Consider the following 23,372-nt stretch of genomic DNA (forward strand, 5'->3'; position numbering starts at 1 on the left):
TTACAGGATTTTGCGCCCGGTGAGGAATTGCCGCACTTCTAACATGGCGGAATAGGTGGGTAGAATGTGTAAGGTTTCTTGGGGGGGGGTGTGGGTGAGGGCGGTGGCAATGGCCTGTTCTAGGTTCTCTTGGATGATTAAATTGAGGGGTTTTGCGGCTTCAGAAAGCTTGTCCTGACTGTATTGGAGACGTAACGCCATATCATAAACGCGATCGCCACTCACTACAATAGTTCCCCCATTGGCGACTAACTTCTCCGTATCAACATCCCAAATCCAAGAAACATCCGTGCCATCGGGAATCCGATCATTTAAGACAATTAAACTCACGGAAGATTGACCTTGGGCTTGAATATCATTCACCGCCCGGATGGTTTCATTCATTCCCACAGGATTTTTAGAGAGTAAAATCCTAACGTGCTTGCCTTCTACGGTTAATTCTTCCGCCCGTCCAAAGGCTGCCCGGAAGTGTTTAATTGTGTCATCAATGGCACTCCGTTCTATACCAATTTGTTGGGCTAATGTCGCGGCCGCCAGCGTGTTGTACTTATTATAAACTCCGATTAAAATTTGTCCCCATTCTTGACTTTCTAACAGTGGGGGACTTTTTTCAAAGCCACAACTCGGACAGTGATAATCCCCTAAATGGGACAGGTAAACGCCTTGATAGTCTAATAAATGACCACAACTGGGGCAATAAATAGAGTCTACCGCGTGGGGAATTTCTCCTAAGTATAAGTCCGGTTCATTTAAGCCAAAAAATAGCACGTTTTGGGGTAAGTTCTGCCCAAGATAAGCCAAGGTAGGATCATCAGCGTTTAAGACTACAACGGTATCCGTCGGGAGAGGAGAAATGGCTTTTTGCCACCGGAAGCTAATCGTATCGACTTCCCCATACCGATCTAGTTGATCTCGAAATAAGTTTAAGCCTAAAATGTATCGGGGGCGGCAGTCTTTTAAAATAAGGGGTAAAATGTTTTCGTCAACTTCTAAAATGGCGTAATCTCGGTTGAGTTGTCCGATCAGGTTTGTATCGGCTAACAAGGCCGTAATTAACCCATTAATTAAGTTCGCCCCTGTAGCATTGTGGGTCACACGATAACCTTGATTTTCTAGAATAGTTCGTAGGAGGAGGGAGGTGGTGGTTTTCCCGTTAGTGCCAACAATAAGAATTACCCCAGATTTCACTTGTTCAAATAAGAGAGGCAGTAAGCGGGGGTGAATCCGTCGAGAAATTTCACCGGGTAAGACGCTAGCTGCACCCAATTTAAGGGTTTTAACTAATGCCGTGACACTTTTGGCAATTCCGACGGCTAATCCTAGGCGAATTTGGTCAAATAGGTTCATGTTTGGTTAGGGAAAATAGGGGTAGTCTTGCCGATATTTTAGGGAGTTTGGAAGGAGATTAAGTGTTATGATTTTCCGTTGTTTGTTGGGTTTTACTTTCCCTCCACCCAACCCACAGGACTACTATTCAGGGTTTACTGTTTGGTTGGGTTTCACTTGCGTTCCACCCAACCCACAAGAGGGAAGTTTAAGGGGATTTAATCGATAGGGGAAACTCCGGCTAGGTCTAAAATTTGGGGGATTAAGTCCTCTCGTTTGACGGCCATCATGTGGACCCCTTGACATAATTCTCGGGCTAATTTGACTTGTTCGGCGGCAATTTTAACCCCTTCGGCTAGAGGATTTTCGGCTTTAGCCAATCGATCAATGGTGGCTTGTTCAATGTGAACACCGGGGACACAACGGTTAATAAACTCGGCATTTTTGGCGGATTTCAGCAGAAAAATTCCGGCTAAAATGGGTTTATTATAGTGGGATGCGACATTGTGCATAAATTTATCTAAGCGTTCAAAGTCGCTGACTAATTGACTTTGAAAAAATTGCGCTCCGGCTTCGATTTTGTATTCAAAACGACGTTTAACACTCGACCAACTTTTAATTTGAGGATCGACGGCACCTCCAGCAAATAAATCTAAATGACCATCAACGAGGGGTTTATTATTAAAGTCCTGGCCTTGGTTGAGTTTATCAATCAGTTTTAATAAGCGGACAGATTCGAGGTCAAAAACGCCTCGCGCTTGTTTGTGATCTCCGGCGCTGACGGGATCTCCGGTTAGGGCAAGAATGTTATTGAGTCCGAGGGCATGGGCGCCCATTAAATCCGCTTGTAGTCCGATAACGTTGCGATCGCGGCAAGCAATTTGATAAATCGGTTCTACCCCATTTTGCAGCAGAATGGCAGAGGCCGCCAGAGAGGACATCCGCAACACCGCCCGACTGCCATCAGTGACGTTAACGGCGTGAACTCGACCTTTCAGCAGTTGAGCCATTTTAATCATGTGGCTGGGATCTCCTCCTTTGGGGGGCATTACTTCAGCCGTTACTAAAAATTCTTTATTGTGAACAGCACGACGAAAACGAGTCATTTTAGTTAAAAAAGGTAAAGGAATTAGCGGTTTTAAAGGTTATTTTTAGCCTCAAGTATGCTGCCCCTCCCCTTGTTCCCCCACATTTTCCCCCCTTCCAAAGGGGGGCTAGGGGGGATATTGAATAGGGGGGCTAGGGGGATAATATTCCCCCCTTCCAAAGGGGGGCTAGGGGGGATAGTCCCTTGCTTATTATCAATGACTATTAGCGCCGACGGAACAATTTTTGCGTAATTCGGGCTAACAGGATATTTAATTCTGGGAGTTTGAGCAAACTAGCCAATCCCAGAAACACCCCAAAGGCAATTCCTGTCCCCAGAATAACCTCTCCGGCCAACAGGAAAAGATTGTCACTCCCGAAATGCTGTATCCAAAGGGTACTAAAGCCCCAACTCACTCCAGAGGCGATCGCACTACACCCCATCAATCCTAACAAAATCCCCCCCCATTCCCACAGGGGCAGGCCATTGAGACGACGATGCAGCAGCCACAAAAACACCCCCATTGAGATGACATTCACCCCCACCGTCGCCAAAACTAACCCCGGAGTCTCAAACTGTTGGACTAACCAATAATCCAACAGGGCGTTTAAAAAAATATTGGCAATACTCACCCGAAAGGGCGTTTCCCCATCCCCTAACGCATAGAACACTCGCACTAATACATCTCGCCCCAAATAGAAAAACATCCCGAAACCGTAGGCCATTAACACCGGGGCCACTAAGAGGGCGGCCTCTTCTTCAAAGGCGAAGCGTTTATAAATTAAATCAATAATCGGTTTCGCCAACGCGACAAAAACGGCCGTCAGGGGGAGCATCGAAAGGGCGCTGAGAAGCAATCCTTGGCGAATCCGTGCTTTTAATTCCAGATGGTGTTCCGGTGCGGCCAAGCGCGAGAAAACGGGCAGCATGGGAACTAGAATCGTGTTGGAGAGAATGCCCAAGGGGGTGAGGACGACAAAATTGGCGTAACGCATGGCCGCCGCCGCCCCTTCAATAAAGGAGGCAAAATATAAATCGGTGTAAACGTTAATATGGAGCATTCCCGAGGAGAGAGTGGCGGGGATCATCACCCGCATAACCTCTTTTACCCCCGGTAACTGCCAAGCAAAGCGCAGACGCATTCCCCCCAAACCTGAACGCCATTGGGCGACTTGTTGGGCAATCCATTGTAAGATCCCTCCGGCTAAGGTTCCCCCAGCGAGGACTAAACTCCCCAGGGTAAAATAGGCGGGGGCGTTGATTTGCTCGCCTAAATACCAGAACAGAAAACCAATTCCTGCGATCGCCGTTAAACTGGAAAACAGGGGGCTAATACTGGGCAACCAATACTGATCCGCCGCGTTCAAGGTGCCAAAACCAATCCCAATTAACCCCGCAAACACCGCCAAAGGGGCCATAATTTGCAACTGCAACACCGCCAGACGATGATCGACTGGGTTTAAACCGGGGGCAAGTACATCAATACAGAGGTTTGCCCCTAACGCCACAACCACGGCCACCACCAGCAAGATTAGGCTAACTAAGGTCGTCACTGTCTCCACAATAGGAGCCGACTCTGATTTATCCCGCTTGGCCAACACACTCACGAGGGCGCTGTGAAAAGGGCCATTGATACCCCCTAACAGGATTAAAAGAAACCCCGGGATCACGTAGGCGTAAGCGTAGGCATTGACCACCGGACCCACGCCAAAGGCCGCCGCGATCGCCTGTTCCCGAAATAAGCCAAAAATCTTACTAATCAGCGTCGCCAGGGCTACAATTCCCGCAATTCCCGCTAGTGAACGTTGTTTGGTCATGAAACCATCCTAAAAAACAGGGTAGGGCAAAGAACGCGCAACACGCGCAATGATCTTAGCCCAGAAAGCCACGTTCTAGGCGTGCAAAGGGGGTTTCTTCGCTCAGAAGTCCCCAGCGCGGCCGTAGGTTTGTGAAGCGTCCCCTAGGAATGACCACGGGGCTAACCCCGAGCTAATATGAATTGATTGGTAGTGACATCCTCCCGACACCGACCCTAGGGGTACGGTGCGGGCTTCCCCATATCACTATGAGGCTTTCCTGCTTCTACGGGAGGCTCTAGATGTCTTTTTAGGGACATCCCTGATAACCTCTTCCTCTACAGGCAGCTTGACCCCCAGTCCAAGGGCTGCAAGTCCACGCTGCTCGACTATCATCGCCGCCGCAACGTCCCTATCCGTTACAAACCCACAATGAGAACATTTATGCACTCGTTGAGACAAGTCTTTCTTACCAGTCACTACACCACAATTCGGACAAATTTGGCTAGTGAAATTAGCATCAACTTTCTCAAAATAAACATCTCGTTTCCAAGCCACGTGCTTTAATACCTCTAGAAAACCCCCAAAGCCAGCATCAAGGGTAGGTTTACACAACATTCCCCTAGACATGGCTTTGACGTTTAAATCTTCGGCAAAAATGATATCGGCTTGGTCACAAAGATGATGAGCGACTTGATAATGAAAGTTTTTGCGAGTGTTGTAAATATGTTCATGAAGTTTAGCTACTTTTTCCCGGGCTTTATGCCAGTTTTTTGACCCTTTCTGTTTCTTTGATAATCTTCTTTGTAGCCATTTAAGCTGACTTTGAAGTTCCAAGAAAAACTTAGGTCTAGCTATTAATTCCCCCTGAGATGTTGCTATAAACTTCTCAAGTCCCAAATCAATCCCTAGAGATTTTCCTTGAGGTTTTGGAGAAGGAATATTAACATCCGACTGAATATAAAGGACAGCATACCAACCCGAAGCTTTTTTAACGATCTGAACTTGTTTAACTACAAATCCATCGGGGATGGGTCTGTGTAGATTAATGACCACAGAGCCTAGCTTAGGGAGTCTCAATTGATATCCAGTTACAGGGTTTTCCCTGAATTGAGGAAAGTTAATCGACCGAAACTGACCATATTTCTTAAACCTAGGGAAAACCAAAACTTTTTTTCCAGAAAAAGTTAAACGCCTTGTCTAAACGCCCCATAACCTCTTGCAAGACCTGAGACTGAACTCGTTTTAGTTCTGGGTATTGCTGTTTGGCTTGAGTTAAAGCTTTTTTCTGTTTATAATAGTCGGGAAAAGGTTGATCCGCAGGTATAATGTACTCAGAATGAAGGCTACAAGCGTTAACCTGACACTTGCGAGAATTTATCCACTCTTTTCGTTCTGCCAAGGCATAATTATATACACCTCGACAGATTTCTAGCCAGTCAAGTAATTCTTTTTCTTGACTGGCATCTGGATAAATTCTGTAGCAATAGTTGAGGTTTAACACGAATAGTAGCTGATTGACCTGAACCGATTATACAATATCTAGGGATAAATCGTCACTCCCTAGTAAATGATTGTTGGTTAATTTTCGGGGCATCGAACCCCTCAATTAACCGTCTTTCATCCCGACACTGACATTTGCTACGCAACGCTTTGCTACGCAACGCTTTGCGTTCACTTCGTGACGCTTCGTGAACGCGAACGTACAGTGCGGGGCTTCCCGACGATGAGCTAAAAAATCTAAACTTCCCATCCAGATTAGATCACGAACGAAGCCTAGGGCAACACGCTTCCAAATACAGATATGGGAAGACTATCCGGTTGGTGTCAACCGAAAAAACAGGTCAAGAGTCTAAACCACCTTGCCGTTAACCTTATACTCCCCAAGCTTAGGAATTATTAGTAGTTTGAGCCGCTAACATTTCTTTTAACTTAGCGAGATCATCCGCCCAACGGGGATCCGGTTGTACTCCTCCTGTATCCGCCGTTTTGGTTGTACCATTGCGACGAGAAGCATTGTTAGGACTCCGTTTCCGACCACTAGGAGTCGGAGCAGGAGCCGCTTCACGGGGTTCTTTTTCTGACTTACCCTTACTACGGGGTAAAGCCTTCTCAATTTTTAACGGACTCTCCATAAAGGTTTCGCCGTTGTGCTTCTCAATCAGTTGATCGGCTACTTCATCATTGGGAACTGTAACGAAGGCAAACCCCCGACATTTCCCGGTTTTACGGTCTTTAATCACCTTGGTTGATACATCCTGCCCTACGTCGGCAAACACCGCTTGTAAAGCTTCACGATCCACAGGTTCTTTGGGCAAATTACCCACATAAAGACGAATAGGCATACTACTCTTCTCCCGACTTTTGTAACTCTAATCGTTGACGAGGGATCTTCAGCCCAGTATCCTGCATCTTCCCCTAAAATCAATGATCCGCACCAACAAATAAAGGAGGGGAATCGGACAATCTCCAATTTCCTCCGGCTGTGGTGCGGTTTTCGTTCATGGGGCCTTGCACAATTCAAATAGGTTTCCCGTTTCGGTTTAATCCTAAGACTGTAATCCCAAGACTGTTATTGTTAGGGCTAACTCGCGTTTTTCGACAACGAGCGAGATGGTGGAAAGTTCCCTCAATCCTAATTATTACAGAATGTTTACACGATTCGTCAAACTATTGCTTTTTTATTGTCGCACATCACGGACTCTAAAAAAATTCAGAATGTCTCTACACTAGACCCGGTGAGGCTTTGAGTATATTTACTCAAGTTTTTGTTCATTTTGAGCATTTTTTAGAGAGCATACTTGGTAGAAGTATTACAAGCATAAGTCACAAAACTTAATGTTTTGTTTACGGATCAGCCATAAGTCAGGCTGAAGACTAGCTCAAAGACTGGCGATTTTGTCAAACAATTGTTATATTCTGTAATATATAGCAAGTCAACCTTGTTTAGACAAAGCCATCTAAGCTTCCGCTCTCGTCTGGCGAGAAAACCGTTAGAGTTTGAATCTCACCGTCGTTCGTAGTTTGGAGTTTATTCATTATGTCTCAACCCATTGAATTGTCCTTGGAACAGCAGTTCAGCATCCGCTCCTTCGAGGATCAAGTGAAAAAGATGAGTCGCGAACAAGCGCAGGATTTTCTGGTCAAGATGTATGAACAGATGCTGGCTCGTGAAAATATGTATAAAGAATTCCTCAAACATGAATGGGGAATTGACTCTATGGTGTCTGAGTAGAGAATCTCCTTGAAAGGCGACCTCTTTCTCTTGCTTTCTCCCCCTCAGCAGATGCGGAAAAAGCTGGGGATCGCGGGACGCAATCTTTTCCCTTAACCTTTAGTGCTTACCCCAAAATCCACAGGTTCAGTTGTAGCGTGAAACACTTCAGAGTCCAACACAATCAACAGGACAAGAGATCCTCCCACTCCATTTTCTAGGACACTATCCTCTTTCTTCATCCTCTGTGGGACACCTCACGCTCATGACAGCCTTGTCTGGTTTTCCCTTCAATTCGTTGTTACCTGACCGTCTGTCAAGTCTTCCTGAAACGATACAATAAGCGGAAGTTTAGAGAAATCGGCCGAATCAATGTTTGAAACCAGTCTAATCTGCACGGACTTTTCCGACGGTCTACACCGCCTCATGGATTTTATTCCCCATTTAGCGGCAGGTGGCCTGAAAAATATTGTTTTTGTTCATAGTGTCCCCCTCTGGGAAGAGGGGAATGTTCCCCGAGTGAATGAAAAGGGAATTGAGAAGGGTAAAAAGCGTTTAGCGCAGGCTTTAGAGAATATCCCGGCGGGGGTCAATGTTCAGGTGGAAGTGCCGTCGGGTAAACCAGCCGATACGATCCCTAAGTTGGTGCAGCAGTATCAGGCCGAGGTGGTTTTTACGGGAACTCCGACCCGGAGTTTAATGCAGGAGCAAATCTTTGGCAGTACGACGGCGGGTTTAACCCGTAATATGAATGTGCCGTTGATGATTTTGCGACCCCAACTGATTTCAACTTATACGCGGGAAGAATTAGAACTACGCTGTCAGCATTTATGGCGTTATTTGCTGATTCCCTATAATGATGGGCCGTCGGCACGGTATTTGATTGAACAGATTAAGGAATTGGCTCAAAAGCAACGGGAGAATTTTCCCCGTCAGTGTATGTTGGTGTGGGTCTTGGGAGATGTGGGACGGAAGGAATTATTACAGGATTATAAGTTCCAAGCGGCTCAGGAGCGTCTGGCCGAAGTGAAGGCGGAGTTAGAGGGGGTAGGTTTGGAAGTGAATACGGCGTTGCGGTCTGGTAATCCGCTACAGGAAATTTTAGAGGCGGCGCTGACGTTTGATATTACGGCGATCGCCACTTCTACCCGCAACCGGAACGCGCTGTTAGAATTCACGGCTCCGAGTTTCTCTAATGAAGTCCTCCGACGCTGTTGGTTTCCGGTGTTGTTCTTCTCGCCGAAACGGTGAGAAGATGGGGGAGTTTCGGGTATGGGGAATCAATTAATTGGCCTAGGGGAGCATTGTTAGGTTCCCCTTAGTCGTGAACAATGAGTGATGAGTCCCTGAAAATTGAGAATTGATAGTTGATCCTGAAGCATGACCACTCAACCGAAAATAATTGTTCTAGATGATGACCCCACCGGATCCCAAACGGTGCATAGTTGCTTGTTGTTGATGCGTTGGGATGTGGAAACCCTGAAACTGGGTTTAACCGATGCCTCACCGATCTTTTTTGTCCTGACGAATACCCGCGCTTTAACCCCAGAGAAGGTGGCATCTGTGACCCGCGAAGTCTGTCAGAATTTAAAAATTGCGATCGCCCAAACCCAAACCCAAGAATTTTTAGTCGTCAGTCGTTCCGACTCCACCCTCCGCGGCCACTACCCCATTGAAACCGATGTCATCGCCGAGGAACTAGGCGGTTTTGATGCTCACTTCCTCACCCCCGCCTTTTTTGAAGGAGGCCGCATCACCCAAGACAGTGTACATTACCTGTTCATTGACGGCGTAAAAACCCCCGTCCACGAAACCGAATTTGCTCGCGACTCCGTATTTGGCTACAGTACCAGCTACCTCCCCGATTATGTCGCCGAAAAAACCCAAGGTCGCATCCCCTCGGAGCAAGTGGAGCGCTTTCTCCTCGCCGATATTCGCGCCGGAAGTCAAGAACGATTAAAAATCTTGACAAATAACCAATGTTGTGCAGTAGACGCAGAAACCCAAGGGGATTTAGATCAATTTGCCCAAGATATTCTAACCTGCGCCGCCCAAGGGAAGCGCTTCCTCTTCCGCAGTGCCGCCAGTTTGCTCACCTCCCTAGCACAGTTAGGCCCCCAACCTGTTCCCCCGGAAGACATGGCACAGTATGAACGAACCCATCAACCGGGGGTAGTATTAGTGGGTTCTCATGTGCAGAAAACCACCCAACAACTCAGCCAATTATTGCAAGAACCCGGGGTTGCTCCTTTGGAAGTTGATGTTAAACGATTGCGGGATAATTTAGGGGAAAAAGCGGCGTTAAAAGAGGAGATTTTGCAAGAGGTTCAAAGGGTTTATCAAGAGGGCAAAAATCCAGTTATTTATACCAGTCGGGAAGAGTTACAATTTGCCGATATTCAACAACGGCTTGATTTTGGGATTGCGGTGTCAAGTTTGTTAATGGAAATTGTCCAAGGGTTGCCGAGGGATATTAGCTTTTTGATTAGTAAGGGGGGGATTACCTCTAATGACGTTCTCAGCACAGGATTAGGGTTAAGATCCGCCCGTTTATTGGGTCAAATTTTACCCGGTTGTTCTATGGTGATTACCTCAGAAGATCATCCCCACTTTCCCAAGTTACCTGTGGTTTTATTCCCCGGCAATGTGGGAGACGCTCAAGGATTAGCGACGGTTTATCAGCGTTTAACTGCTAACTAGGGAACAGGGAACAGGGAGTCGGGTGTCGGTATAGGGGCGCAATGCTTGCGCCCTAGGGAATCGGGAATCGGGTGTCGGGTGTCGGGAATCGGGTGTCGGGAATTGGGAATCGGGTGTCGGTGTAGGAGCGCAATGCTTGCGCCCTAGGGAGTCAGGAATAGTCAAGAGTTTCGGCTATTCACTACCCACTATTCCCCTGCTCCCCCTCTCCCCCTCTCCCCGTTCCCCGTTCCCTATTTAGGGTCTGCTGAATAACACGCCTATGCTAGGCTCAACAAGGGAACAGGGAACTCTTAACAGGGAACAGATCATCTAAAACTGGCACGATTGCCTATTCCCGACTCCCGACTCCCGACTCCCGACTCCCGATTCCCCAACTCTCGGACTTATTCAGCAAGCCCTATTTATTGTTACTCACCACCGATAAACTATCCACAATCAGGGAGGGAGTATAACAAAAACCTTGCCATTGGGCATCTCCTCCGAGTGCGATGACTTGTTTGAGTGCGGTGTAAACATTTCCGGCCACCATTGTATCTTTAACCCGTCCCACAATTTGCCCATCCCGTACCCGATAGCCTAATTCCACATTAATCGAAAAGTCCCCAGAAATATCGGCTCCTTCTCCTAACATTTGATCCACAATCAAACCGTCATCTAAATGACTGACCAATTCATTAAATGTGCTTTCTCCCGGTTCAATGATTAGGTTGATTAAGTCCGGGGTGGGGTAGCGGCCTAAACTGGGGCGGAATCCATTTCCGGTGCTGGGGATGCTCAGTTTTCGCCCTACGGTGCGGTCAGTGTAGATTTGGTTTAATTGCCCATTGACGACTAAGGCGACGGTTTGGGTGGGGGTGCCTTCGTCATCAAAAGGACAACTATAGGGGCCAAAATCCGGTTTTTGAGACAGAGTGAGCAGGGGAGAGAGTACCGTTTGGCCGTCTTGCTGACTCCAAGGAGAAGAACCTTCTAAAATGCGTTTGCCGTTGGTGGCTTCGCAAATGGTACCCCAGAGCATGGTGGCCGCCTTGGTGGTGAAGAGAACGGGAACACAACCTTGGGGGGGGAGGGTATTTTTTTCCGCCCAGGTTAAGCGCTGCCAAATGGCTTGGAGAAGGCGCTCCATCTCTAATTCATTGCGAGTTTCTTGGTCTTCGTAGATGCCGAGAAAATCCTCCCCCCGAACCCATTCCACCCCAAGGGAGGCGCTCAGGGTGATGTCGGTATATTGACAATGGAGGTTTTGGGAGTTGATCAACAGGGTGGTTTCTTGTTCACACTGTAATTCAGCACTACAGAGGACTTCAGGATAACGGGCGCGAATTAAGGCGATCGCCTCTCGTCCTAATTTCACCAATTCCCCCACCTCCACGCTATCCCCAAAGTTGGGAAAAACCCGTTGCTGCTGACTCGCTAATTCAATGGGTTCTGGGGGATTGAGTTGAGACAAAGCTAAGGCCTTTTCTACCAAAACCTGCGGCTCCACGCGACCATAGGCCACCGCCAAACCCGGGCAGCCTTCCCGCCAGAGACGTAGAGCCGTGCCTTGGGCTTGGGCGCTTTCGAGTTGTTTTAAACGATTCGCCTCAAAAAAAACCGGACGGGCGAGGGAGTTAGACTGATACACCTCTGCACAACTCGCCCCGGCTTTGAGGGCTAAGTCAATCAGTTGTTCTGCTAACTCAGCGCTGGATTCGCTCTTGATGTCTCCCATCTCCCCCCTTCACTCTTGTTTCAAGAGCCAAAATCCCGCAAAAGATTCCGACTCTGGATTGTCTTGTACTGCCAAAAAGTGAATATTTTGGGCTTGTTGTTTAGCTTGCTCAAAGCCTTGAGCTTCGGCGAGGGTTTGGGGATCTTTGAGATCCGCCAAAATCCAGCTATCACTGGCCCCGGTTTCTAAGCGTATCCGAGGGAGTGGCTCGGTTTCCAACTGAAGAAACCCTAACTCAATCCCCGATAACCACCCGGCCAAGGGCATAGCCCGACGGGAGAAAATAATCAAGCCCGGAATCCGCATTTCTGGGGTGACACCGAGGAAATCGAGGGGGAAGGCTTCACTAAAGGCAATATCCCAGTCTTTCATTTCCCCAAAAGCCTCTGCTTCCAAGGACACAAAAGCCCAGCGATCGGCTTTATCCCCTCGTACTGCTTCGGGTAACGGGGAGATATTCAAGGGGGGATACTGTACCGAAGCGGCTTTAGCGGCCGCCGCATCATAGCCCGGTTGACTGGGATAAAAATCCGTCATCCGCTCCTGAATCCACTGGTTTAAGCTATAAGTCCGACGACTTGGCACCGCCGGAACTCCAAACTCCTCACAGGCTTTCGTGATCATATTATTCATCTGACGACGAAAGAAGCGGATTCGCCTTGGGGCTTGAGGGGCTTGGGCTAAGGCTTCTTCTAGGGCTTCTTTTAACCAGAGGGAGTTCACGTTCTGATTATTGGTGAATTTGGAGAACCGAAAAAGGGTTTCGGGCGATCGCGTCACCTCCAAAGGACTCTCACAGATTAAAACTTCCCATAATTTTTTTTGATTGTCATCAAAGACCGGACGTGAATAAAAATCGAGTTCCCAGATCGTTGTTCCCATACTCCTGTTCCCATACTCCTGTTCTCATACAACGTAGCTTCCCCCGTAGCTCCTTGGGGCTAGAGAAGTTCGTTAGATCCCTAATATCAGGTACTTTCTTGCGGGTTAAGCATATCATTTTTTGGGCTTGCTTTTGAGAAGAAGAGGGAATCGGGAGTTAGGAATCGAGAATTCCCGATTCCCGATTCCCGGACTTTTTCAGCCCACCCTAAATGGAGGTCACGAAAACATCCTTAAAGAAAAAGAAGATCGACCATTCTGGGCTTATTCTTAATCCGTAAGGTTAAGGGAGTATAACGATGCTCAATAAAACAGAAGCCACCATTGAAGCCATTACCGCCCGAGAAATCCTAGACTCTCGCGGTAGACCCACCATTGAAGCCGAAGTCTTGTTAGAAAGTGGGGCTTATGGACTGGCACAAGTTCCCAGTGGGGCTTCCACCGGAACCTTTGAAGCCCACGAATTACGCGACGATGAAAGCCGCTATGATGGGAAAGGGGTTCTCAAAGCAGTCCGTAATGTCAAAGAGAAAATCGCTCCTGAACTCGAAGGCCTCGACGCTTTAGACCAGGTGTTAATTGACAAAACCATGATTGCTCGGGATGGTTCGGCCAATAAGTCCAACTTAGGGGCTAATGCCATTCTCGCCGTCTCCCTCGCTAACGCCAAAGCTGCCGCCGATGAATTAGCCATTCCTCTCTACCGCTACTTGGGGGGACCCTTAGCTAATGTTCTCCCTGTCCCTTTCATGAACGTGATTAACGGGGGGGCCCACGCCGCCAATAACGTAGACTTCCAAGAGTTTATGATTGCTCCTGTGGGTGCGCCCACCTTCGCTGAAGCGCTGCGCTGGGGGGCGGAAGTGTTTGCTTGTTTAAGCAAAGTGTTAGCCGCCGATGGACTACTGTCCGGTGTGGGAGATGAAGGGGGATATGCTCCCAATTTGAAGTCTAATAAAGAGGCTTTAGATTTGTTGATGGCGGCCATTGAAAAAGCGGGCTATAAACCGGGGGAACAAGTGGCTCTCGCTATGGACGTGGCCGCTAGTGAGTTTTATAAAGAGGGGCAATATGTCTATGATGGTAGTCCCCATAGTGCCAGTGACTTCATTGATTATTTAGGGCAATTAGTAGCAGAGTACCCGATTATTTCTATTGAAGACCCTCTTCATGAGGAAGACTGGGCTAACTGGAAACTTCTGACGGAAAAATTAGGATCTAAAGTGCAATTAGTGGGTGATGATTTATTTGTCACGAACCGCACTCGTTTGGAAAAAGGGATTCAAGAGGGTTGTGGGAATGCCATTTTGATTAAGTTAAATCAAATTGGTTCGTTAACGGAAACCCTGGAAACCATTGATTTGGCACTAACTCATCAGTTTAACTGCATGATTTCCCATCGTTCCGGTGAAACGGAAGATACGACCATTGCTGATTTGGCGGTGGCAACTCGGGCGGGTCAAATCAAAACGGGTTCTCTTTGTCGGAGTGAACGGGTGGCGAAGTATAACCGTTTATTGCGTATTGAGGAGGAATTAGGCAGTCGGGCTGTTTATGCCGGTGCTATCGGCATGGCACCCGGTTCAAAAGCGTAAGATGGCGATTTAAGCTAATTTAACCGGAAAAACCGGGTTTCTGGCGACCCATGGTCGGGTTAACAGAAACCCATCTGCTTTTGAAACTGTTTTTTCCAATCCTTGCGGGTTAGTTGCAAGCCCCATCCTCTTGTGGGTGGGGCAGTTGACAAGACTTTCAACCTTCCCGACTAGCAAACTTCTTCAGCCCGTCCTAACTCGACTCCCCCTCTGAAGATTGAGGGCGAATCTGTTCCGCCTCGGGACAATCCTCCGCTATCAGTAACTCTGTATCCCCCCGAGGCACAGAGGCTAACTTACGCTGAATTGCGCCGATACTCTCTAAACGAACTAATTCCTCCCAAGAACTAATTTCATCATCATCCTCAATTTCATAACGCATGGTAATTAAATCCCCTTCCACATCAACAATATGAGCCGCTTCTATCCAGCGTTGTTGATCTCGCAAGAAAACACATACCTCACGACCCTCTTCATAAAGCTGATAGATCTTGCGGTGTAACATTGTTTACTTTCTCCTAGGCAGATCATGAATGGTTGAAATGTGCAGAACCCCGAGAACTGTTGCATTGACACCCAGCACAAAGAAGGTAGAGAACCCCCTTGGCTGGTTAACCCTTAATTGGGCAATGATTCACGTGATCCAGTTCGGACTTGCCTCAGCACAAGCCCCTCGGAAGGCAACAGTCAGGTGGGAAGATAAAAGAGCCGAAAGCGTTATGAAATGGGAGAAATTCATGAGCAATAATAACTGAGCCATCCAAATGGGCTGGTTAAAAACGAGCTTTGAACGTATCAACATGAGAGGATTGACACTTTCACCACATGAGCTTAATTAGGGTCTGCTGAATATCCATCTAATCACTTTTACTAGGACTTTCGATTGGGAGCGAGAAACTACAAGGTTTTAGGGATAAATCATCAAAAAGGCTTGCCTTTTTCTGATTCCCCCTGTTCCTTCCCGTTCCCTGTTCCCTAGCCCCACGAGTAGAGTTCTTCAGCAAGCCCTAATTAGATATATTTTAGTCTAACCTGTGTAGAACTGGATTATTCACCACCCTCTTTTACTTCTTAGAAGGCAGAGAAACCGACGATACTTTACAATACTGGTCTAAAATCCCCCGAATTTGGTCATAGACCGCCTCCGTTTGTTCCACCATGGATAAATGCCCACAATTGGCAATTTGCATCACATTCGCCCCAGTCATTTCAAACAACGGATGGAAACTGGCAAGATGATTGACATATTTGGGTTCCATTACCATATCTTGTTCCCCTGCCAGAAAATACACAGGCTGGGATAAACGGGCGACCACTTGGGGTAATAAATGCACCTCCGATTCAGTAGTAGATTCCAAAAGAGAGCCTAACGCGGCTTGATAGGAGGCCTGGACAAAATCGAATAAACGTTGTCTTCCCCAAAGGCGAGGTAAGGTTTGATCTACCATGGCTCGACAAAAGACTAAATCTAAAAAGGGGATATAACAAAGCCATTTCGGGCGACGTTTGACAATTTGTTGTCCCGCCGCCCGAAATCGCTCAAATTCTTCTTTAAGATAAATCCCGCCCCCAGCATTTAGACAAACTACGCCCTCAATACAGTTTGGATAACTTTGGGCTGTCCAGAGGGCAATACTGCCGCCAAGGGAGTGACCCATCAGCCAAGCTTGTTTGATCTTAAGGGTTTCTAGGAGAATGCCGAGGTCTTCCCCGTAGGCTTGGAGGCTGTAATTTCGGGGATTGGGGGATTCCCCTTGGGACTCCCCAAAGCCTCGTAAATCGTAGAGCAAACATTGATAATCAGGGGAAAGCTTTTCCACCAGAGGCCGCCAGTAGTGACGACTTAACAGCCAGCCGTGAATAAAGACTAGCACTGGACGATCTGTCTGGGAAACGGGAGGAGTTAACTCATAGGTATGAGGCACTCCTAATATATTTACGGTTGCCATAATCCCATCGCGCTAAACCATGAATTCCAACTTAAGATCCCTATTATCAATGTACCTGAAATGTGCCAAATGAAGCTCTCCCATCTGGCGTAGCCTATGTGGGAGTGTCCTATGCTAATCTTGAACTATCCACAGTCCATAGATCACACAAGCAAGCCCAGCTTCGGGGCGACCGTCCAGAATGTTGGCTGGAACAGTCCTCACTGTCTTTTCGGCGAGTGAGCTTAGTCGAACTCTTCCCTGTTCCCCGTTCCCCAAACCTTCCCCTACCGCACACAACTCAAGTTAAATTGGTATTAGATTGCGATCGCCATGAACAGAGGGGGTGTCACTCGCCAAGAAGTCTTTGCCGGACACTTTCGGCAATTTTTTGTCCGAGATATTCAGGAATTAAGCTTTCATTGGGACCAAGTAAGTACAGAATTAAGCGAGTCCGTCCCCGCCAAACCAATAGATTGGCATTGACCACCAGCAAATCTTCTTGCCAAATGGCATACATAACCTTATAAAACAAACCGGGCTGGTTATCAGCTTCGATTAACAGGGCCGGTAAGTGGAACACAGGATCTACATAAAATTCTGTTTCCACTTGTTCGAGTCCTGCATCTAGATTAAATTCGACCGCCAGCATTTCCTCGACCTCGAAACGTCCGGCTAAGGCTTCTCGGATGGCGCGACAGACGTTTTCAGAGGTTTTCTCTGTTAAGGCCTTATTGCCCCTTGAAACAACCAGTTTGATGAAAACTAACATAGGGGGCTTGATTTGACCATAGAGGCTCAGACTGTGGATGGTCAAACCGTAGGCGGCCAATACGCCAAAAATATCACTCAGCAAAAAGGACTGATTGCGATAGGCGAAATGTAGGGCGCTTTTGTTGCTTTCGGGTTGAATCTCAATGACTGCTAATTTAGTTTTGTACAGCCGATAGGCTAATCGGAGATTTTGCAGTTGAATCTCACTGCTGACAAACTGCTCATAGAATTGAGGAAACGCCTGATTAAAGCGTTTTAAGAGTCCCAACGTTGATGGTTTTAAACCCGCAGCCATAGGTAGAAGAGGATATCGTACTCAATAAAGGGGTGTTGATGAAGCAACTGCTGCTTTAAGCTTACTCGTAACCAGTCTTTACCATTGACATCTTACCCGCCAAGCTTACCCAGATGTTTCTCTTTTTGAGCAGACAAGGTGCAACACTTGGGCTGCAAAACTGGGGCAGAAACCGTTTACAGACGGGAAACAACCTTTTTGGTGCGGGTGGATCCGTTAGGCTTGATGTTGGAATATCTACATTCTAGTATCTCTTGGACAGTTCTCTTTACCAAAATATGGCGCGGGTTGGGTGGAGATGCGCCGTGTGCCTAGCTTCCTTGTTCAAGCGTTTGCTACGCAATGGGTCTCCCAGAGAATGGTTTTTTCAGCCACCAGACCATCAATAGTGACTTCCTCCCGACGCTCACGGCAAGGGGTACAGCGCAAGTTTCCCTGTGTCACTAGGGGGCTTTCCGGTTCTACGGGCAGGCTGTGTCAACGGGAGAGCGCGGGGCAACTGGCGCGGATTAGCTAACTCAGTTTACTGTGCTTTTTCAAGGGTTTTATGGGGGGGCTTTCCTGGGGATGTATGAACTCGTTTTGGTCGGGGCGGCTGGGGTGATTAAAACGGCTGCGACTACCTCCTTGTCCCTTGATATTGCGACTTCTGGTGATGCGCTTTTTGGGGATAAAACCTAGATCGTGGGCTTCCTGTAATAATAAATTATTGCCCCGTCGTAGGATGTGCAGGTCCCAAAAATGACCGATGGCTCGTTCTGTGAGTAACAGTCCTTGGAGATGAATTTTAAAAAATTTCCGCTTTTCGGTCGGTTTGCGGGGGATTTGTTGAATACGGACAATAATTTTTTCTTCGTCGTGGGAGTAAAAGACTACTTCTCCTCGCACGGAAAAATAACCATCTTTCATTATGGTTGGAGCAATTCCAGCAGAAGGGCTTTCTGCTGACTCTACCAGTTTGGGGTGCAGGAGTTCAGGATTCCATAATCCTGAGAGTTGAACGTGCAAGGTTTGCTCTTTTTCACGGGTGCGGGGATAAACGACCCAGAGATGACTGTCCTGTAAGTCAATGTGGTTTTTCACTAGGCTAATCATTCTGCCAAGGAGAACCGCATCAATTTCTGTTCCGTCTTCGGTTAATAAAACTCCTCGGGTGAGCAGGTCATCTACAGGTTGATAAATTCCTTTGACTAAACCAATGGCGCGGTATTGTCTGGGTTCACTGGGGGGGGGGATTGGGTGTTTGCGGGAGGTTTGAGAGAGGAGGTCGGTTGAAGTTAAGCGGGAATGAGTGGTGTTCATGGAGATGGATTCCACACTGAATGGCTGGTTACGGAGCAGAGGTTTTAGACCCAATTTTTTGGGAAATAAACCGAGTTCGGAAAATGCCCTCGGCCGATTGGTTATTGTAGGGGCTTCACACCCTCCTATTCTACTCAATGCAGTGACTCGGACGGTTGATCCGCATAATTTGTCAATTCGGCTTCCCAATCATTGCATAATAAGGGGTTGTTCTGGTTTGAAAACAGTTAGGAGGGAATATTTTGCAACAACTCAACGGACAGGTGGCGATTGTCACGGGGGCATCTCGGGGGATTGGGCGGTCTATTGCGTTAGAATTGGCGGCCGTGGGGGCGAAGGTGGTAGTTAACTATGCCCGATCTAGTGAGGCGGCGGATCAGGTGGTGGCTGAGATTCAAGGAACTGGGGGAGAGGCGATCGCACTACAAGCCGATGTCTCCCAAGAAGACCAAGCCGAAAGCCTGATCAAGCAAACTAAAGACCAATGGGGTCAGGTGGATATTTTGGTGAATAATGCAGGAATTACCCGAGATACGCTGTTACTGCGCATGAAAACCAGTGAATGGCAAGAGGTGATTAATCTCAATTTAACGGGGGTGTTTCTCTGTACCCGTGGGGTCAGCAAGTTGATGTTAAAGCAACGGAGGGGTCGTATTATTAATATTGCTTCGGTGGCGGGACAAATGGGCAATCCGGGTCAAGGCAATTACAGCGCGGCTAAAGCGGGGGTGATTGGTTTTACTAAAACTATCGCCAAGGAGTTAGCGAGTCGTGGGATTACGGTGAATGCTGTGGCACCAGGATTTATTGAAACGGATATGACTCACGGGTTACAAGCTGAGGAAATTCTCAAGTTTATCCCCCTCGGTCGTTATGGGAAACCGGAAGAGGTGGCGGGTTTAGTGCGCTTCTTAGCGGCTGATCCGGCGGCGGCCTACATTACTGGACAGGTGTTTAATGTCGATGGTGGGATGGTTATGGCCTAATTTTGACGGGTTAGGGTAGGGGCAACCTTAACAAGTTAGGCTTGTGTGCATTTTATCAAGTCCCCTTTTCCCTGTTCCCCGTTCCCTGTTCCCTAATTTTGGACACAACCGCATTTTCCCGACTCCCGACTCCCGACACTTTGACTTCTAACGTTGAGCCTTAACTTGTCAAGATTAGGGTAGGGGAGCAGGGGGAATAGTGGCTAGTGGCTAGTGAATAGCCAAAACTCTTGACTATTGCCTTTTCCCCACCGACTCCCGTTCCCCAGTCAAAAGGGAGTCGGTGGGGAAAGAATCCCCACAGCTTTTAGCTCATCGTCGGGAAGCCCGCACCGTACCCGTAGGGTCGGTGTCGGGAGGATGTCACGTCAGAGAGTGCCAATGTTATAAAATGGGATCCGCAACCCAAACCTATTTTATTTTTCAGCAGTTTAAACAATGAATCAACGTGGTGTCACTTTATGGTTTACAGGTCTGAGTGGTGCAGGCAAAACTACGATTAGTTCTGCTGTGGCCGAAGAATTGCGATCGCGCCAATGTAAACTAGAAGTCCTAGACGGCGATATTGTACGCCAAAATTTAACCAAAGGCTTGGGTTTCAGCAAAGAAGACCGAGACGAAAATATCCGTCGGATTGGTTTTGTTTCCCATCTTCTCACCCGCAATGGGGTAATAGTTATTGTTTCGGCTATTTCCCCCTACCGGGAGATTCGAGAGGAAGTGCGGGGCCGCATTGGGGATTTTGTGGAAGTGTATGTGAACGCTCCCCTAGAAGTCTGTGAAGCGCGGGATGTGAAAGGACTCTACAAAAAAGCGCGGGCTGGGGAAATTAAACAATTTACTGGAATTGATGACCCCTATGAACCCCCCCTCAATCCCGAAATTGAATGTCGCACGGATCAGGAAACGTTGGAAGAAAGTAAAGCTAAAGTCTTGAAATACTTAGAAACCTCTGGCTATCTGACGGTGTAATGCTCCATCTTCCCCATCTGATTCAGGTGGTCAAGGAGGAACAAGAAACGGATTCATTCCTCTACCACCACGTTGAGTTTCATCTCACTCCCCGCTCCCTCAGTCAGCTTGAACAAGTCCAACAAGGGGGATATCCCCTGCACCTGCCCCCTGACTGTCATCATGACCTACGCGCCTATTTAAGGTCGGGTCGAGGTTGTGGGGGGGGATTGACCTTTGTCACCTATTACGGGGGTGAGGGAGGCTCTGAAGCCCTGCTCCGGAGCTATTTAGGGGAGGATGGGGAGATGATTCATCAAGTGTGCGATCGCTGTCTGACGAACCCGACCTTGGCTCTATCCCTCAATCGTGCGCACCACTGGCTCATTCAGCAAGTCCTCCAACACCAGCAACCGTCACCCTTCCCCCCTACCCGGCGACTAGAAGCCATTGCTTGGGGGGGAGCCGTCCTGATTATCATGGTTTACAGTGTCATCCACTTAGCCACCGGACACCCTTTCTCAGTGATTACCCTCCTCTCCTTGGGGATTATGCTGTGGGGGGTGCAACGGTTGCTGATTTGGGGGTTGAAACGCTTTCCACTTTTCGCCTAACCTAGCCTAACCCCCCAGAAACCTCCCGTGAACCCTAGGGGGATAGGGTGGGTAGAGGTCACGCCATTAACACCACAACGGAACGGGGGGTGGTCTTATAGTGATCTTCTGTGATGGGAGAGGCTAGAGCGCGATCGCAATAATCCAGTGGAGACGGGAGCGCCGTGTCAATAATCCGATGCCATCTTTGACCCTTAGCTAAAGGTGGTAACTCAAACGTTAGAGACTCCCAATAGGCATTCAAAATCAAAAATAGATTTTCCTTCGCCTCCGGATGGGTCAACGTAAACGCTAAACTATGAGCATCATAGAACCATTCCGGTTGATTGACCTTCACCCCATGCCAATACAAATGAGGCTTAGAACTATCCTGAGCCACCACTAATAAATCCTCCAATTGAAAAACCTTCAATCGTTGAGTTAAATCAATAATGCCCTTGACAAAATTCAACATATCGGCATTCTTTTCCACCAAACTCCAATCAAACCAACTGAGTTCATTGTCTTGGCAATAAGCGTTATTATTCCCCTGTTGAGTGCGTCGCACCTCATCCCCCATCAACAACATAGGAGTCCCCTGAGAGAAAAATAAAATCGTGAACAGATTTTTAATCTGACGAGTGCGTAACGCTAAAATTTCCGGGTCATCCGTTTCCCCTTCCTCCCCACAATTCCAACTGAAATTATAATTACAGCCATCCTGACTATTCTCCCCATTAGCCTCATTATGTTTTTCGTTATAAGCCACCACATCATTAATAGTAAACCCATCATGACAAGTCACAAAATTAATACTGCGATAAGTCTTAAAATCAGGACGATAGTATATATCAGGACTGCCTAAAATTCGAGCCGCAATACACCCCACCGCACCCGAATCACTTTTCACAAAACGCCGCACATCATCCCGAAACGGTCCATTCCATTCCGCAAAACGTTCACTACTACGGATAAATTCCCCCACCTGATATAAACCGGCCGCATCCCAAGCTTCAGCAATTACCTTAGATTCTACTAACATGGGATCGGTTTCAATATCCCACAACACAGGAGCTTGTTCTACAGGTAATCCTTGAGGATTTCTCGACATAATAGAAGCCAAATCAAAGCGGAATCCATCAACGTGCATTTCATCCACCCAGTAGCGCAAACTATCGAGAATCAAACGACAAACAATCGCATGATTGGTATTAACCGTATTCCCGCATCCTGTATAGTTACTGTAATACCTTGGATCATCTTCCAATAAATAATAAGTTGGGTTATCCAAACCTCGGAACGAAAGCGTTGGACCTTCCTCATTTCCCTCCGCGGTGTGATTAAACACCACATCTAAAATTACCTCAATCCCCGCTTTATGGAAAGCCTTGACCATATCCCGAAACTCATTCACCGGACCGAGCGGATCTTTTTGGGAGCTATACTGCCAATGGGGAGCAAAAAAACCTAGGGTACTATAACCCCAATAATTCACCAAACCGGGTTTAACATCTTGTTCATCAAACTGATGAATCGGCAAAATTTCAACCGCCGTAATTCCTAACTCTTTTAAATAAGGAATTTTTTCAATTAACCCCGCAAAAGTTCCCCGTTTTTCTGGGGCAACCCCAGAATTGGGATGGCGAGTAAACCCCCCAACGTGTAATTCATAGATCACACTATTTGCATAGGGAATTCCCAGAGGAACATCTTCCTCCCAATCATAAAGACTTGAATCTACAACCACACTTTTCAACGCTTGGCCGCAATTATCCCCCGGATAAATAGCCGCTTCTCGGTCATAGTTTTCCCAGCCAACAATGGCTTTAGCATAAGGATCAAGAAGCACTTTATCCCCATCAAACAATAGGCCTTTTTCTGGCGAATAGGGGCCATAAACACGATAGCCATAAATCTGTCCCGCTTTTAACCCTCGGATAAAAATATGCCAGTAAAAGATTTTACAGTTAATTTTCGGGTCTAGGGGAATAATACGAGCCGGAACTGCATCCTTGGGAGAGTCAAACAGTAAGAGTTCTATGGCAGTGCAGTTCGCCGAAAAAATACAGAAGTTAACTCCATCCGGGTACACTGTTGCACCAAGGGGGAAACTCCGGCCGGGTAAAATATCCGATTTCATCATCAAGTGTATAGTGTGTGGTTGTAGGAGAAAAGGGGCATTCAGGGGGGCAAAACGTTAGGTCAAGGGTTACAGATTTACAAAAC

General features: G+C 47.5%; 19 protein-coding genes and 1 pseudogene. 8 read left to right on the top strand and 12 right to left on the bottom strand.

What is annotated here, in order from left to right; all coding sequences use genetic code 11:
- The 5 genes and pseudogenes from SPI9445_RS0110410 to SPI9445_RS0110430 form a co-directional block, all read right to left on the bottom strand.
- On the bottom strand, positions 1-1,347 hold the full coding sequence (locus SPI9445_RS0110410; RefSeq protein WP_017304689.1) for a Mur ligase family protein: 1,347 nt from the start codon (positions 1,345-1,347) through the stop codon (positions 1-3).
- A 197-nt stretch (positions 1,348-1,544) separates the two neighbouring features.
- Positions 1,545-2,432, bottom strand: coding sequence for a methylenetetrahydrofolate reductase (locus SPI9445_RS0110415; protein ID WP_026079687.1), 888 nt, complete (start codon positions 2,430-2,432; stop codon positions 1,545-1,547).
- Positions 2,433-2,637: 205 nt separating this feature from the next.
- Positions 2,638-4,230, bottom strand: coding sequence for a murein biosynthesis integral membrane protein MurJ (gene murJ / locus SPI9445_RS0110420; RefSeq protein ID WP_017304691.1), 1,593 nt, complete (start codon positions 4,228-4,230; stop codon positions 2,638-2,640).
- A 246-nt stretch (positions 4,231-4,476) separates the two neighbouring features.
- Positions 4,477-5,713 (bottom strand): annotated as a pseudogene (locus SPI9445_RS26980) (RNA-guided endonuclease InsQ/TnpB family protein).
- 385 nt (positions 5,714-6,098) lie between these two features.
- Positions 6,099-6,554, bottom strand: coding sequence for an RNA recognition motif domain-containing protein (locus tag SPI9445_RS0110430; protein ID WP_017304692.1), 456 nt, complete (start codon positions 6,552-6,554; stop codon positions 6,099-6,101).
- Between the two features lie 695 nt (positions 6,555-7,249).
- Between SPI9445_RS0110430 and SPI9445_RS0110435 the strand changes: the two genes are divergently transcribed.
- The 3 genes from SPI9445_RS0110435 to SPI9445_RS0110450 all read left to right on the top strand — a co-directional run bounded on the left by SPI9445_RS0110435 (position 7,250) and on the right by SPI9445_RS0110450 (position 10,123).
- Positions 7,250-7,444: an NblA/ycf18 family protein gene (locus SPI9445_RS0110435; RefSeq protein ID WP_017304693.1), complete on the top strand. Its 195-nt coding sequence runs from the start codon at positions 7,250-7,252 to the stop codon at positions 7,442-7,444.
- A 351-nt stretch (positions 7,445-7,795) separates the two neighbouring features.
- On the top strand, positions 7,796-8,674 hold the full coding sequence (locus tag SPI9445_RS0110445; RefSeq protein ID WP_017304695.1) for a universal stress protein: 879 nt from the start codon (positions 7,796-7,798) through the stop codon (positions 8,672-8,674).
- Between the two features lie 129 nt (positions 8,675-8,803).
- On the top strand, positions 8,804-10,123 hold the full coding sequence (locus SPI9445_RS0110450) for a four-carbon acid sugar kinase family protein (RefSeq protein WP_017304696.1): 1,320 nt from the start codon (positions 8,804-8,806) through the stop codon (positions 10,121-10,123).
- 400 nt (positions 10,124-10,523) lie between these two features.
- Here SPI9445_RS0110450 and SPI9445_RS0110455 read toward each other — a convergent pair whose 3' ends face one another.
- Positions 10,524-11,840, bottom strand: coding sequence for a TldD/PmbA family protein (locus tag SPI9445_RS0110455; protein WP_017304697.1), 1,317 nt, complete (start codon positions 11,838-11,840; stop codon positions 10,524-10,526).
- Between the two features lie 9 nt (positions 11,841-11,849).
- Positions 11,850-12,722, bottom strand: coding sequence for a Tab2/Atab2 family RNA-binding protein (locus tag SPI9445_RS0110460; RefSeq protein WP_017304698.1), 873 nt, complete (start codon positions 12,720-12,722; stop codon positions 11,850-11,852).
- Between the two features lie 299 nt (positions 12,723-13,021).
- Here SPI9445_RS0110460 and eno point away from each other — a divergent pair, with 299 nt between their 5' ends.
- The gene (gene eno, locus SPI9445_RS0110465; RefSeq protein ID WP_017304699.1) at positions 13,022-14,317 is read left to right on the top strand and encodes a phosphopyruvate hydratase; all 1,296 of its coding nucleotides are present in this window, start codon (positions 13,022-13,024) and stop codon (positions 14,315-14,317) included.
- A gap of 193 nt (positions 14,318-14,510) precedes the next feature.
- On the opposite strand, the gene SPI9445_RS0110470 is transcribed toward eno, so the two are convergent.
- The 4 genes from SPI9445_RS0110470 to SPI9445_RS25140 form a co-directional block, all read right to left on the bottom strand.
- Positions 14,511-14,822, bottom strand: a complete 312-nt coding sequence (locus tag SPI9445_RS0110470; RefSeq protein WP_017304700.1) for a DUF6679 family protein — start codon at positions 14,820-14,822, stop codon at positions 14,511-14,513.
- 559 nt (positions 14,823-15,381) lie between these two features.
- A complete protein-coding gene (locus tag SPI9445_RS0110480) occupies positions 15,382-16,266 on the bottom strand; it encodes an alpha/beta fold hydrolase (protein ID WP_017304702.1) in 885 nt (294 codons plus the stop codon).
- A gap of 328 nt (positions 16,267-16,594) precedes the next feature.
- On the bottom strand, positions 16,595-17,314 hold the full coding sequence (locus SPI9445_RS0110485) for a hypothetical protein (RefSeq protein WP_017304703.1): 720 nt from the start codon (positions 17,312-17,314) through the stop codon (positions 16,595-16,597).
- 513 nt (positions 17,315-17,827) lie between these two features.
- The gene (locus SPI9445_RS25140; protein WP_017304704.1) at positions 17,828-18,616 is read right to left on the bottom strand and encodes a hypothetical protein; all 789 of its coding nucleotides are present in this window, start codon (positions 18,614-18,616) and stop codon (positions 17,828-17,830) included.
- A 242-nt stretch (positions 18,617-18,858) separates the two neighbouring features.
- Here SPI9445_RS25140 and fabG point away from each other — a divergent pair, with 242 nt between their 5' ends.
- From fabG to SPI9445_RS0110510, 4 genes are all read left to right on the top strand, one after another.
- On the top strand, positions 18,859-19,602 hold the full coding sequence (gene fabG, locus SPI9445_RS0110495; protein ID WP_017304705.1) for a 3-oxoacyl-[acyl-carrier-protein] reductase: 744 nt from the start codon (positions 18,859-18,861) through the stop codon (positions 19,600-19,602).
- Positions 19,603-19,885: 283 nt separating this feature from the next.
- Positions 19,886-20,044: a hypothetical protein gene (locus SPI9445_RS30490; protein WP_017304706.1), complete on the top strand. Its 159-nt coding sequence runs from the start codon at positions 19,886-19,888 to the stop codon at positions 20,042-20,044.
- Positions 20,041-20,574, top strand: coding sequence for an adenylyl-sulfate kinase (gene cysC, locus SPI9445_RS0110505; RefSeq protein WP_017304707.1), 534 nt, complete (start codon positions 20,041-20,043; stop codon positions 20,572-20,574). The genes SPI9445_RS30490 and cysC overlap by 4 nt, the downstream gene beginning before the upstream one ends.
- The gene (locus SPI9445_RS0110510) at positions 20,574-21,167 is read left to right on the top strand and encodes a hypothetical protein (RefSeq protein WP_017304708.1); all 594 of its coding nucleotides are present in this window, start codon (positions 20,574-20,576) and stop codon (positions 21,165-21,167) included. The genes cysC and SPI9445_RS0110510 overlap by 1 nt, the downstream gene beginning before the upstream one ends.
- Before the next feature lie 58 nt (positions 21,168-21,225).
- Here SPI9445_RS0110510 and glgX read toward each other — a convergent pair whose 3' ends face one another.
- On the bottom strand, positions 21,226-23,286 hold the full coding sequence (glgX, locus tag SPI9445_RS0110515) for a glycogen debranching protein GlgX (RefSeq protein WP_017304709.1): 2,061 nt from the start codon (positions 23,284-23,286) through the stop codon (positions 21,226-21,228).
- Positions 23,287-23,372 lie beyond the last annotated feature (86 nt).

Source organism: Spirulina subsalsa PCC 9445, assembly GCF_000314005.1.
Taxonomy (GTDB): domain Bacteria; phylum Cyanobacteriota; class Cyanobacteriia; order Cyanobacteriales; family Spirulinaceae; genus Spirulina_A; species Spirulina_A subsalsa.

Bases quoted from the DNA above. Each gene is read 5' to 3' on its own strand.
- SPI9445_RS0110410 (WP_017304689.1), bottom strand. From the start codon at position 1,347: ATGAACCTATTTGACCAAATTCGCCTAGGATTAGCCGTCGGAATTGCC.
- SPI9445_RS0110510 (WP_017304708.1), top strand. From the start codon at position 20,574: ATGCTCCATCTTCCCCATCTGATTCAGGTGGTCAAGGAGGAACAAGAA.
- murJ (WP_017304691.1), bottom strand. From the start codon at position 4,230: ATGACCAAACAACGTTCACTAGCGGGAATTGCGGGAATTGTAGCCCTG.
- eno (WP_017304699.1), top strand. From the start codon at position 13,022: ATGCTCAATAAAACAGAAGCCACCATTGAAGCCATTACCGCCCGAGAA.
- SPI9445_RS0110445 (WP_017304695.1), top strand. From the start codon at position 7,796: ATGTTTGAAACCAGTCTAATCTGCACGGACTTTTCCGACGGTCTACAC.
- SPI9445_RS0110470 (WP_017304700.1), bottom strand. From the start codon at position 14,822: ATGTTACACCGCAAGATCTATCAGCTTTATGAAGAGGGTCGTGAGGTA.
- SPI9445_RS0110460 (WP_017304698.1), bottom strand. From the start codon at position 12,722: ATGGGAACAACGATCTGGGAACTCGATTTTTATTCACGTCCGGTCTTT.
- SPI9445_RS25140 (WP_017304704.1), bottom strand. From the start codon at position 18,616: ATGAACACCACTCATTCCCGCTTAACTTCAACCGACCTCCTCTCTCAA.
- SPI9445_RS0110455 (WP_017304697.1), bottom strand. From the start codon at position 11,840: ATGGGAGACATCAAGAGCGAATCCAGCGCTGAGTTAGCAGAACAACTG.
- cysC (WP_017304707.1), top strand. From the start codon at position 20,041: ATGAATCAACGTGGTGTCACTTTATGGTTTACAGGTCTGAGTGGTGCA.
- SPI9445_RS0110435 (WP_017304693.1), top strand. From the start codon at position 7,250: ATGTCTCAACCCATTGAATTGTCCTTGGAACAGCAGTTCAGCATCCGC.
- SPI9445_RS0110450 (WP_017304696.1), top strand. From the start codon at position 8,804: ATGACCACTCAACCGAAAATAATTGTTCTAGATGATGACCCCACCGGA.
- SPI9445_RS0110485 (WP_017304703.1), bottom strand. From the start codon at position 17,314: ATGGCTGCGGGTTTAAAACCATCAACGTTGGGACTCTTAAAACGCTTT.
- SPI9445_RS0110415 (WP_026079687.1), bottom strand. From the start codon at position 2,432: ATGACTCGTTTTCGTCGTGCTGTTCACAATAAAGAATTTTTAGTAACG.
- SPI9445_RS0110430 (WP_017304692.1), bottom strand. From the start codon at position 6,554: ATGCCTATTCGTCTTTATGTGGGTAATTTGCCCAAAGAACCTGTGGAT.
- glgX (WP_017304709.1), bottom strand. From the start codon at position 23,286: ATGAAATCGGATATTTTACCCGGCCGGAGTTTCCCCCTTGGTGCAACA.
- SPI9445_RS0110480 (WP_017304702.1), bottom strand. From the start codon at position 16,266: ATGGCAACCGTAAATATATTAGGAGTGCCTCATACCTATGAGTTAACT.